General features: G+C 60.8%; 10 protein-coding genes. 3 read left to right on the top strand and 7 right to left on the bottom strand.

Features of this window, described 5'->3' with window-relative positions; all coding sequences use genetic code 11:
• Positions 1-77: 77 nt before the first annotated feature.
• The gene (locus DYL61_RS25630) at positions 78-638 is read right to left on the bottom strand and encodes a HutD/Ves family protein (RefSeq protein ID WP_135310658.1); all 561 of its coding nucleotides are present in this window, start codon (positions 636-638) and stop codon (positions 78-80) included.
• Positions 635-1345, bottom strand: a complete 711-nt coding sequence (gene hutC, locus DYL61_RS25625; RefSeq protein WP_374956525.1) for a histidine utilization repressor — start codon at positions 1343-1345, stop codon at positions 635-637. Before hutC ends, DYL61_RS25630 begins: the two co-directional genes overlap by 4 nt.
• Before the next feature lie 147 nt (positions 1346-1492).
• On the opposite strand from hutC, the gene DYL61_RS25620 reads away from it, so the two are divergent.
• Complete coding sequence (locus tag DYL61_RS25620) at positions 1493-2857, top strand: formimidoylglutamate deiminase (RefSeq protein ID WP_135310657.1); 1365 nt, start codon at positions 1493-1495, stop codon at positions 2855-2857.
• 115 nt (positions 2858-2972) lie between these two features.
• Here the strand turns inward: DYL61_RS25620 and DYL61_RS25615 are convergent, their stop codons facing one another.
• Positions 2973-3542: a lipocalin family protein gene (locus DYL61_RS25615; protein ID WP_135310656.1), complete on the bottom strand. Its 570-nt coding sequence runs from the start codon at positions 3540-3542 to the stop codon at positions 2973-2975.
• Positions 3543-3572: 30 nt separating this feature from the next.
• Positions 3573-3827: a hypothetical protein gene (locus DYL61_RS25610; RefSeq protein WP_105697716.1), complete on the bottom strand. Its 255-nt coding sequence runs from the start codon at positions 3825-3827 to the stop codon at positions 3573-3575.
• A 222-nt stretch (positions 3828-4049) separates the two neighbouring features.
• On the opposite strand from DYL61_RS25610, the gene DYL61_RS25605 reads away from it, so the two are divergent.
• Entirely contained in the window at positions 4050-4322 is a 273-nt protein-coding gene (locus DYL61_RS25605) for a type II toxin-antitoxin system Phd/YefM family antitoxin (protein WP_003171142.1), read from the top strand.
• On the top strand, positions 4319-4642 hold the full coding sequence (locus tag DYL61_RS25600; protein ID WP_135310655.1) for a type II toxin-antitoxin system RelE/ParE family toxin: 324 nt from the start codon (positions 4319-4321) through the stop codon (positions 4640-4642). Before DYL61_RS25605 ends, DYL61_RS25600 begins: the two co-directional genes overlap by 4 nt.
• Before the next feature lie 53 nt (positions 4643-4695).
• Here DYL61_RS25600 and DYL61_RS25595 read toward each other — a convergent pair whose 3' ends face one another.
• From DYL61_RS25595 to DYL61_RS25585, 3 genes are all read right to left on the bottom strand, one after another.
• Positions 4696-5706 (bottom strand): class 1 fructose-bisphosphatase, encoded by a 1011-nt coding sequence (locus DYL61_RS25595; RefSeq protein WP_105697715.1) that lies wholly within the window; start codon positions 5704-5706, stop codon positions 4696-4698.
• Between the two features lie 110 nt (positions 5707-5816).
• On the bottom strand, positions 5817-7157 hold the full coding sequence (locus DYL61_RS25590) for a DUF3999 domain-containing protein (RefSeq protein WP_135310654.1): 1341 nt from the start codon (positions 7155-7157) through the stop codon (positions 5817-5819).
• Positions 7157-10201, bottom strand: coding sequence for a DUF2339 domain-containing protein (locus tag DYL61_RS25585; RefSeq protein WP_135310653.1), 3045 nt, complete (start codon positions 10199-10201; stop codon positions 7157-7159). Before DYL61_RS25585 ends, DYL61_RS25590 begins: the two co-directional genes overlap by 1 nt.
• Between the last annotated feature and the right edge of the window lie 111 nt (positions 10202-10312).

The raw sequence follows: 10312 nt of genomic DNA, 5'->3' as shown, positions 1-10312 counted from the left end.
CCCCGATGGCGGTGGGTCAGTCAATAGATATGCCAACTGATACACCGCCATCGGGGGCAAGCCCCCTCCCACATTTTTTAACCGAGTTGGGTCAGTTCGATGATGCAGCTGCGGCCAGCTACGCAGATGTCCAACAGGCCGGTGTTACCGTCGATTTGCAGACAGTCGTGATGGCCGAGCTTGTGCTCCAGCACCTTCACCTCATCCGCCACGCTGAACACCAACACCGTCTGCGCCGTGGTGAAAAACCGCTGCTCCCCATCAATCCACTGCAACCGCGCGTGATAACGCACCGGCGAATAGATCAGGTTGAAATCGCGGATCGGCCCGGTGATCAAGCGGCACGACACCTGGCTGTCGCCCTTGAACGCGAACGCCTGCAGCGGTAACAAGCCGCGCTGTTCCTCGCCATCCACGGTCAACACCATGCCTGCGCCCTGGATCACGGTGATCACCCGCTGGTAGCCCGCGAAGGTGGAGAAGCCGCCTGATTCGGCGATATCGGCAATCGACAGGCGCCAGCCAAAACCATCCAGGCCGGTGCCGGCATCGCGGGTGATTTCTTCGGTGCTGCCGCCGCCGTTTTTCCACGGCATGCGCACGTAGTCGGCGGCGCGCCAGACTTTCACGGCACTCATTTACTGAAACGTCCTTCCAGGCTGTGACGGGAACCGGGGTGGATCAACCGCGCAGCGGTCACCGGCTGGCGGCCCGACCAGGTGCGCCGGCGAATCAACAGGCACGGCTCGGTGGGTTCGATCTGCAACAGCGCACACTCGGACGCGTCGGCCAGGATCGCTTCAACCACGTGCTCGCCTTCGGTCAGGGGCGCCACTTGGTTCAGGTAGGCATAAGGAGTTTGCTGGGTGAAATCCTGTTGCAGGTATTCCGGCGCAACCAGGGCGTTGACGAAACGGTCTTCGATTTGCACAGGAATGTCGTTTTCGAAGTGCACGATCAACGAGTGGAACACCCGCCCGCCTTCACGCATTTCCAGGGCGACAGCACGCTCGGAACCGGCAGCTTCTTCGCCCAGGTGGATGACCTGGCAGGTATGCCGATGACCGCGGGAGGCGATCTCATCGGCAATGTTGTGCACCTCGAACAGCGCCGACTGGCTCTTGGGCTCGGCCACGAAGGTGCCGACGCCTTGCATGCGCACCAGCAAGCCTTCGGCAGTGAGTTCACGCAGGGCGCGGTTGATGGTCATGCGGCTGAAACCCAACTCGCTGACCAACTCGCTCTCGGAAGGGACGCGGTAATGGGGCGGCCAGTTGCCGTTGAGAATCTGCTGGCTGATCATCTGTTTGACGCGGGCATACAAGGGCGCCGGACTTTCGTCCATGTGGGCAGCCAGCGAAGAGTTGGCGGGCGGAGTCGGCACGGGGAATCCTTGCAGAGGGAAAAGATGCATAGATTGCCGGAGTTTACCGAGCAGGCAAACGTCTGTATATGTATATACAAATAAACACACGACCGGGGTGACCTGAACATGTCCGCTTTTTTTGCCGAACGCGCGCTGCTGCCTAGTGGATGGGCCCGTGATGTACGTCTTGAAGTCAGCGCCGATGGCCGGCTGGCAAAGGTTGAGGCCAATGCCAGTGCAGAGGGCGCCGAGCGGCTGAAAGGTCCGGTTTTGGCGGGCATGCCGAACTTGCACTCCCATGCTTTCCAGCGCGCCATGGCCGGTTTGGCCGAAGTGGCCGGCAACCCGAATGACAGTTTCTGGACCTGGCGCGACCTGATGTACCGCATGGTCGGCAAGATCAACCCGGAGCAACTGCAGGTCATCGCCCGTCAGCTGTATATCGAGATGCTCAAGGCCGGCTACACCTCGGTGGCGGAGTTTCACTATGTGCATCACGACGTCAGCGGCCAGCCGTATGCTGACCGCACCGAGTTGTCGCGGCAGATCAGCCAGGCCGCCGCCAGCAGCGGGATTGGCCTGACGTTGTTGCCAGTGCTTTACACCCACTCAGGCTTTGGCGGCCAGGCGCCGAATGACGGGCAGCGGCGGTTTATCAACAGCACTGAACACTATCTGGACCTGCAAGCACAGCTGAAACCCATCCTCGCCGCACAACCTGCGCAGCAATTGGGTCTGTGTTTTCACTCCCTGCGTGCGGTGACCCCGGATCAAATCCAGGCCGTGCTGGCCGCCAGCGACAAGGCCTGCCCGGTGCATATCCACATTGCTGAGCAGCAAAAGGAAGTCGACGACTGCCTGGCCTGGAGCGGCAAGCGCCCCCTGCAATGGCTGTATGACAACGTAGAAGTGGATGAACGCTGGTGCCTGGTGCATGCCACCCATGCCGACGCGGATGAAGTGACACGCATGGCAAAAAGCCGCGCGATTGCCGGTTTGTGCCTGACGACCGAGGCCAATCTGGGCGACGGGATTTTCCCGGCGGTGGATTTTCTGGCTCAGGGCGGGCGGATGGGGATTGGCTCCGACAGTCATGTGTCATTGAGCGTGGTGGAAGAACTGCGGTGGCTGGAATATGGCCAGCGGTTGCGTGATCAACGGCGTAATCGCTTGTATCGCAGCGATCAGCCGATGGTGGGGCGGACGCTGTTTGACGCGGCCTTGGAGGGCGGCGCCCAGGCGCTGGGCCAGCCGATTGGGCGCCTGGAAGTCGGCAAGCGTGCGGATTGGATTGTGCTGGACGGCAATGATCCGTACCTGGCGACGGCAACCGGGGACGGAATTCTCAATCGCTGGTTATTTGCTGGCGGGGATCGGCAGGTGCGGGACGTGCTGGTGAACGGGAAGTGGGTGGTGCGGGATGGGCGTCATGACGGCGAGGAAGAGAGTAGCCGGGCGTTCAGTCAAGTTCTTGAGGATTTACTCGGCTAAAAATGTGGGAGGGGGCTTGCCCCCGATAGCGGTGGTCCAGTCATGAATGTATTGACTGACCCACTGCTATCGGGGGCAAGCCCCCTCCCACATTTTGATCTCGGTTAACTCAGGGTTACTGCGAGGTCTTGGCCATCTGCTTGTCCGACGTACGCCAGATCAACCGCGTGGTGTCATACCCCTGCTGCCGCGCCCTGCTCAGCAAGTCTTCGCGGGTGTCTGCGTTGACTGTTGGCGTGCGCGACAAGATCCACATGTACCGCCGGCTTGGGCTGCCCACAATCGCTGTCTTGTAGTCATCGCTGACATACAGCACCCAGTAATCGCCCTTGGCGACGCCCGGCAGCAACGCGGTGAACCAGTTATTGAATTCCACCCAGAGCTTGTCGGTCTTGCCCGGCACTTGCGGCGTGGCCGTGCCCTTGGCTTCTTCCCACTTCCATTCGCTGGTCAGGCAGCGGTTGTACACCGACATATCGCCATCCGGCAGCAAGGTGTAGCGGGCTTCGGACTGGGCGCAGTTGCGCTGGAAGTACATCGGCAATCGGGCCAACTCATACCAAGTGCCCTGGTAACGCTTGAGGTTGACGCTGCTGACTGTCTTGGGCTGCAGATCATCGCCAGAATGGCTGGCACAGCCTGCCAAAAACAGGCTGGCGCAAAGGAACAAAACAAAACGCATCATTCTTCTTCTCCCGTAGGCTCGCGCCCCGGTTTACTTCAGGCCTTGCCCGGAAAACATCAGAACTTTGTCACCGGCGTACTGCACGCTGATAAAGCTGTTTTTATCGCCCCACGTGCAACTGGACATGCCCAGCGCGCCGGAACAATCGGTCGGCTTACCCAACAACGACTCCACCTCGGCCTTGGCCATGCCAGCCGACAGTTTTGCGTAGTTTTCTTGGTTGACCTTGCTGCAAGCGGCCAACAGCACGCAAAAAGTCAGCAAGGCAAGACGGCGTAACGACATGGAAAAACTCCTGGAGGGACAAAGCAGCGTGGGTATCTGCCAGAAGCTTAGAAGGGAAAAGGGGTGTCTGGTTCCCGATAGGGGGTGGTATTTATTTTTTGTGTGAACTGGTCTTTTTCCAGCGTGTTTCTGATGAGCGAATACCAACCTTTCATCGGGCGCCTTCTCCGCAAGACTGAATAAAGACTAAAATCAGTCCCATCACCAGATAGAGGCCACTCCATGAAATTTTCATCACAGATAAAACCGATTAGCTACCTTAAAAGCCATACCGCTGAGATCGTCAAAACACTCACAGAGAGCCGTGAGCCGCTAGTTATCACGCAAAACGGTGAAGCAAAACTGGTAGTAATGGATGTGAAGAGTTTTGAGGAACAAGCAGAAACTATGGCCCTGTTAAAGCTGTTGGCCTTGGGCAACCGGCAGATTGAACTGGGGCAGTTCCAGGATATGGAGGACGTGTTCGCCGAGCTGGACAAGGACGACGCTCAATGACATTCAAGATTGTGATTCTCCACTCGGCAAAACACGATCTTAAAGACATCAAGTCATACCTTACCCGGCAGTTCTCGACAGCGACCTGGCAACAGTCGTATGACGCATTAAAACAAGCAATGCGTCGCCTCGAAACCCAGCCCTACGCTGGCTCGATACCCGAAGAAATCGAGAGATTGAACCTCAGCCAATATCGACAAGTTGTCAGCGGAATGAATCGGATCATCTACGAAATCCGAGATCAGACCATCTACGTCCACATCATCGCCGACACTCGAAAAAATCTGCAGGCGCTGTTGCTAAGGAACCTGATGCAATAAAAAAGCCCCAAAGTGCTCACGGCATTTCGGGGCTTTTTTGTTACCTCAAAATCTTACTTCTTGTGATACGCCGTCACACGCTCAACCTCTTCCTTCGAACCCAGGAACACCGCCACACGCTGGTGCAGGCCTTCCGGCTGGATGTCGAGGATGCGCTGGTGGCCGTCGGTGGACGCGCCGCCCGCTTGTTCAACCAGGAAGGACATCGGGTTGGCTTCGTACATCAAGCGCAGTTTGCCCGGCTTGGACGGCTCGCGGCTGTCACGTGGGTACATGAACAGGCCACCACGGGTCAGGATGCGGTGTACGTCAGCGACCATCGCCGCGACCCAGCGCATGTTGAAGTTCTTCTTCAACGGGCCTTCTTCACCTTCCATCAGCTCGTTGACGTAGCGCTTCACCGGTTCTTCCCAGTGGCGCTGGTTGGACATGTTGATCGCAAACTCCTGGGTGGACGCAGGAATCGAGATGTCTTCGTGGGTCAGCACGAAGCTGCCCATCTCGCGGTCCAGGGTGAAGCCTTTGACGCCGTCGCCCAGGGTCAGCACCAGCATGGTCTGTGGGCCGTAGATCGCGTAGCCGGCAGCGACCTGTTTGGTGCCTGGCTGCAGGAAGGCGTTTTCGTTCAGGGCTTCGTTCTGGCTCAGGTATTCGTTAGGGCAACGCAGTACCGAGAAGATGGTGCCGACCGGCGCATTGATGTCGATGTTGGACGAGCCGTCCAGTGGGTCGAACACCAGCAGGTAGGCGCCTTTCGGGTATTTGCCGGGGATCTGGTAGGCATTGTCCATTTCTTCGGACGCCATGCCGGCCAGGTGACCGCCCCATTCGTTGGCTTCGAGCAGGATCTCGTTGGACAGCACGTCGAGTTTCTTCTGCACTTCGCCTTGCACGTTTTCAGTGCCCATGCTGCCCAGGACACCACCCAGTGCGCCTTTGGACACGGCGTGGCTGATTTCCTTGCAAGCACGCGCCACCACTTCGATAAGGAAGCGCAGATCGGCAGGCGTGTTGTTGCTGCGGGTCTGCTCAATCAAATAGCGACTCAAGGTAACGCGGGACATGTAAGGCTCCGGAGAATGGGGGGCTTGAAAAACCCGCGCAGTTTAACGCGAGTCGGGGCGTATTTCCTCCTATCAGAGGATTTAAACCCAATAGAGTTCATGGGCTTTATTCAACGTGCCACCGGCGGCTTGCGCAGCAAACTGTAGGCCATGGCGCCAAGTGCCGCCACGCCGAGCAGCAACACCGCCCAAAGGCCGAGTTTTTTCCAGTTCGGCCCGGCCTGCGCAACCGTGGGCGATGTGACGACCATTTCCCCCTCGACCGTGGCCTGCCCCAGCGTCTGGAGACGTTCGGCCGTGTAGTCAGGGATCAAGGTCGAGAGCGGCAGGTTCGCCGCTTTGACCGACGCATTTCCCAGCGCCAGGGTAAACGGCGGCTCGCCTCGCGCCAGGAACACCAACTGGGTGGCCCGCACGGCAAAGCGCAGGGTCGGCGCGTCGACGCCCAGGCCACCGCCGCGCTCGTCCACGTGCAACTTGAGTTCGGTAACGGCAAGGCCCGGCAGTTGCAACTCATCCTGCACCACGTCCTGGCCGTTTTGGCTCAGGCGATAGAGCAAGCCATTGCTCAGCGGCTGCCAGGCCTGTTTGTCATCCCGACGACCGGACAGCGTCACTGGCGCCAGGGTGTTGGGTTGTTTCAGCTCGATACGCACGCGCTCGATGCCCAGCCCGGCGGGCAACGGCCAACTGTATTCCCCTGCCTTGAGCCGCGCCCCCGCCACGGGCGGCGACCACACCAACGGCAGCGGCAGACGGCTGCGGGTGGCGCTGACCAGCTTGGCCGACGTCAGCTGCGGCGCCGCCTGGCCCAGCCACACCAGGCGCAGGTAACGCGCCGATTGCCCCGGCAGGCTCACGTCATGCTGCTCAACCCGCTCGTCGGCAAACGACAAACGCGCCACTTGCCCATCGCCCCACGCCTGCCAATGTTGCAGGTCATCGCTGGCCTCGATGCTGAAACGCTGGAAACCGTCCTGCTCTTGGCTCCAATCGAGGGTCAGTTGCTGCAACGGTGCCTTGATCGCACTGGCATCCAACACCCATCCGCGCAGCACCTGCTGGCCGTTGGTCGAGGACGGGCGAATTTCCAATAACGTGCCATCGGTAGTGGCTTTCATCACCACACCCGGCACGGCTTCGCGGGTGTCGGCGGCATACAGCGGGAACCACTTCACGTCGGTGACCGTGCGGCTTTCCGTGTGTTGCGACGATTGGCGCGACAGCGCATAGGCCTGGGGCTCGCCCGCCGCATTGAATACGCGCACGTCACCGAGATCGGCCTGGCGGGCATTCAATTGCACCGCCAATGGCAACGCCAGGCGATACCAGGGGCCGTTGCCGCTGATCGCCAAGGGCACTTGAGTGGCGAAATCCGCCGGTGCTTCCTGTGCATGGGCTGCTGAACACAGCATCCAGAATGCCAACCCACTCAGACTCAGCTTGCCCATCAAGACGGCACCCCCTCAGTTTCAACGCGCTTGGGCGGCAGCGGTGCAAAGTAGCCCACCACCAGCAGCAGCCCGCCCACACCGATAAACGACACGATCCGCGCCAGCCCGCCACGGTTGCTCAACTCGACGAAGAACAACTTGGCCACCACCACGGCAATCAACGCCGCGCCAATCAGCCACACTTCGCGACGGTGACGCAGGTGGCCACCGATCATCAGGCCGAGGGCGATCAGCGTCCACACAATCGACAGGCCTGCCTGCACCAGCATCGATTCGAGCAAGGCATCCAAGTGAAACGGCACGCCGCCCCAATGGTGTGCGGTGCGCATGACCAACGCGGTAAAGAACGCAAACAACGACAGCCCCGCCACACCCTGGGCAATCAGTTCGCGCTGTGGCGCAACACTGCGTGCCCACAGGTACACGCCCAGCAGCGCGAACAGTAAGCCCAGATCCAGCGGATTGAGCAGCGGCACATAGGGTAGCGGTTCGGCGGTGCCATCACTGAAGGTATTGGCAAGCCAGAACCAGCCGAGCATCAACGCAGCCAGCGGCAATGCTGCGAGTACGCGGTATTCCCTTGGCTGCGCCGACACCGGCCACGGCCAACTGCGCGGCGCGGCGGCCAACACCAGGTACAGGCTGGGCAGAATCGCCCAGCCCAGCCAGCGCCAGGCGTTGTATTCGCTCGACAGCAACAGCAGGCCGTAACGCAGCTCCAGCGCCAGCACACCGATGAGCATCCAGCAGCCCAGCACGTGGGCCGCGCTCAACACTTTTTCCGGCACCAACGCCGCCAACCGCCGCAGCGTGATGAAATGCACGCCGAACACCGCCAACCAGGCCAGCCAGCCAAACTGTGCAGCCGGGTGGTAGTACTCGGTCCACACGCCATACACCACCAGCGCCGCCGCGGGCATCAGCAACGTACTGGCCACCCCTAGCGCCACCCAGCGCAGACCTAGCGCCAACGCCGTCCAGATCATCGCGCTCAGCGCAGCCGCCAGTAGCAATAGCGAGGCGTGCAACGCCGTTGGAGCCGAGCGCCACACTTCAATGATCACCGCCAACGCCCACCACGCCACACCCCAGGCCAGCAGGCCTGCGGACAAACGACCACGGGGCAAGCGCCAGGCGCCGATCATTGCCGCCAAGGCGATGATCAGCGGCGTCCACGCGTTGTTCACAGGGTCTAGCGCAAACAGCGCACCGGCCAGCACTTGCACGGCGATACCGCAGCGCACGACCGCTGGCGAGCCGATGTGCTGGCCGGCCCACAGGCTCGCAAGGCCAACCGACGTCCAGCTGATCACACTGCCTTGGGTCGAAAATAACAGCGGCGCCAGCAAGTACGTGCAACCAAGGCCGAGGACGGCAAGCCATGGCGCGGCCATTCGCTCCCAACGCCGGGTTTGTTCCGGTCCGGCCTTGTGCACTTGATAAAACGTGAACAGCAGCGCAGCACCCAGCAGCAACGCGCCCAACGGCGGCCCTTCCAGCAACGTGTCCTGGCCACCGCGCAACTCACTGAGGAAGGCAAGCAGCGACCCCATTTGCAGCAACAAGGCAAAAATCCGCGCCACCGCTTTGTGCTGGCGCATGCCCAGCCAGAAGATCCCCGCGCCCTCAACCGCCCACGCCGCAGCCGTCCAGCGCGCATCCAGGCCCAACGGTATGGCGAGGCTGGCGAAGATTACGCCAAGCGCCAGGCAGGTTTCCCCCAGCAACGCCGTGCGCCCGCCACTGAGCAAACGGGCCAGCACCATGTAGATAATCCCCAGGCTCAACGCACTGAACGCGGCGCCGAACTCCAGGTGTTGCACCAGCGCGAACTGCAAGCCGAAGCCCACCAGCGGCGGGCCGAACAGCAACGTGCCATCGACGTAATCGCCTTTGCGCAGTTGCGCACCGAGACTCTCACCCTCGCCCGTCTCCAGCAATTTGCGCCGGGCGTACAACAGGCCGATGGCCAGGTACATCACAAAGAACAGAATCAAAAACGGCTCGGTGCTCCACAACAGCTCCGGTGTGTAGGCGCGCGCGCCCCAGGCAAAACCAATGCCGAACGTGCCCACGAAGCCGATCACATTGAGCGGGCGCCAGGCCTTGAACCAGGCGATGGCGAGGATGCCCGCGTTGAGCAACGCAAAGTAGCTGAACAACGCTACATGGCTGCCTGCACCGGTGGACGCCAAAATCGGCGCGGCAAAACCGCCAAGTGCTGCCGCGCAGGCCAGCCCAAGCGCATCCTGGGTAATCGCCAGGATCGCCGAGAACACCGTGACCGCCACCAGCAAACCAAACGCCGCGCCTGGATCAATCAACGGGTGCAGGCGCATCGCGGCAAACACCGTGAGGTACAACACCGCGATCCCGGTGCCTTGCAGCATCAAGCCGTAATTGCTGTTGCGCAGCCGCAGCCACCACCCCAAGCCCAATAAACCCAGGGCCGCCGCCGCAACACCGGCGTAACGCAATTCAATCGGCACCACCATGCCTTCGGTGGCATAGCGCAGCAGGAACGCCAGGCCGAGGAACAACAACACCACGCCGACCCGCAGTACGGTATTACCGCCCAGCAGCCAGTTGCGCGCAGCGTTGACGGCACGTTGAACTAAATCGGGTTCGCGGGGGGTAGCCGTTTGTTCAACACGCGGCTTGGATGCCGGGGCCCATACATCCGCCGGTAGCGGTTGGCTGGCTTCAGCGACCACGGCTGTGGGCTGCAAATCGACAGGCAGCTCCCAGACAAGGTCGGGGGCTTTGGCTACGGGTGTGGGTTCGGGAATGGAGGGTTCGACAACGACACTGCTCGCTGGACCCGGCACTTCCAGCTGCCGCAAGCGGTCACCCAGCGCGATCAGCGCCTTTTGCGTGGTTTCCAGCTGAACTGCCTGCTTGTGGGCCTGTGTCGCTAGTTGCGACAGGCGAATGGCTTGACCCACGCCCAAACCCAGCAGCGCACCAATGCCCGCATCACTGAACGACTCATCGAGTGTCCAGCCGAGCGCGAGGCCAATCAGCATGAAAATCCATTGCATGGTCGATATCCCTAAGCAAACCGGGGCCTAGTATATCGACGCAGTAATAATGTGGGAGGGGGCTTGCCCCCGATGGCGGAGTGTCAGTTAACAGAAATGTCGACTGGACGA

The sequence above is a fragment of the Pseudomonas nabeulensis genome, assembly GCF_004682045.1.
In the GTDB taxonomy this organism is placed as follows: Bacteria; Pseudomonadota; Gammaproteobacteria; order Pseudomonadales; family Pseudomonadaceae; genus Aquipseudomonas; species Aquipseudomonas nabeulensis.
The sequence above is the reverse complement of the archived record's forward strand: the minus strand, read 5'-3'. Positions and strand labels throughout refer to the sequence as shown.